This is a genomic window from Streptomyces sp. NPDC101166 (genome assembly GCF_044768125.1).
Taxonomy (GTDB): domain Bacteria; phylum Actinomycetota; class Actinomycetes; order Streptomycetales; family Streptomycetaceae; genus Streptomyces.
This window is the reverse complement of sequence record NZ_JBIWPF010000265.1, coordinates 1-1,128: the sequence shown is the minus strand read 5'-3', so window position 1 is coordinate 1,128 and position 1,128 is coordinate 1. Positions and strand designations below refer to the sequence as shown.

Here is a 1,128-nt window from a genome sequence, read left to right as displayed (position 1 = left end):
CGGCCTGCTCGCCCGCTCCCTCGGCTCCGGCGGCCTGGCCCAATTGCTCTGGCCCGCAGCCGCCCTCGCCACCGCCCTGGCCTGTCTGGTCGTGGCCCGCCGCCTCTCCGCGACCGGCCAGGAACTCCCCGCCCTGACCCTGTGCGGCATGACCGCCGCCGCCATCTCCCCCTACACCTGGATTCACCACTGGGTCTGGCTCGCACCCCTGCTGATCTGCGCGGCCGACCTCACTGTTCGCCGCCGTTCGCCGCTGACCGCCGCGGCGCTGATCGCGATCTTCCTCCTCTGCTCGGGCGGTGTCTTCCCGTTCCTCGGCCTGCCCTCCGAAAGCATTCTGCGCCTGGCGGACCCGGGCCATTTCGCCGTCATCGTTCACAACGCCTACATCTGGCTCACCGTGGCGCTCCTGGTCGCCGCCGCGGTCGCGACCCGTCGCCGTGCGCGGCCGACGACTCAAGGGCTTGTGAAGACCGGTCCGGTCGCGAGCAACAGCCGGGTGAGTTCGGCCTGACGGTGGGTGCCGGTCTTCTGGAAGATGTGCTGCAGATGCACCCGCACCGTGGGCAGCGTGACCGCCAGCGCATCGGCCACCGCCTGCAGCCCCTCGCCGCGCAGCACGCCTTCGACGATGGCCGCCTCGCGCGGGGTGAATCCGTAGAGCATCCGCCAGATCTCCACCGGAGACCGCCGCAACGCGTCCTCCGGGTCCACGATGGTGATCAGCGCGAGCCGGGGGCACTGAAACGCACTGTCGCCCAGTCGAATCGGCACCGCGTGCAGGACGTAGTACTGCCCGGGCTCGGATCGGGGGACGCGCAGGCTCCCGGCGGCGGGTACCGCATCGTCCCGGCCGCAGGCGAACGCGATCAGGGCCCGTAAGGCCGTCCGAGTTCCCGGTGCGGCGGCGCTGAGCTCGCCGAGTCCGTCCACCGACAGTCCGTCCCGACGCGTCAGGATCGCGTGCGCGGCCGAGTTCATGTGCCGCACGAACCCGTGCTGGTCGATCAGCAGCCCACCCCGATCGAGCTGTTCGAGGATGTCCGTGGTGAGCCGCAATTCCCGCGCCTGCTCGGACACCATGCGTTCGATCCCAGCCGCCGCCCGCAAATGCGGAACGAGTTGTCG

At 70.7% G+C, this 1,128-nt stretch carries 1 protein-coding gene and 1 pseudogene; one reads left to right on the top strand and one right to left on the bottom strand.

What is annotated here, in order from left to right:
• Positions 1 to 514 (top strand): annotated as a pseudogene (locus tag ACIRS4_RS38260) (hypothetical protein); the annotation flags it as partial.
• Here the strand turns inward: ACIRS4_RS38260 and ACIRS4_RS38255 are convergent.
• Positions 457 to 1,128, bottom strand: a 672-nt coding sequence (locus ACIRS4_RS38255) for a helix-turn-helix transcriptional regulator (protein ID WP_404204890.1), incomplete at its 5' end; no start/stop codon positions are given. The pseudogene ACIRS4_RS38260 and the gene ACIRS4_RS38255 overlap by 58 nt on opposite strands.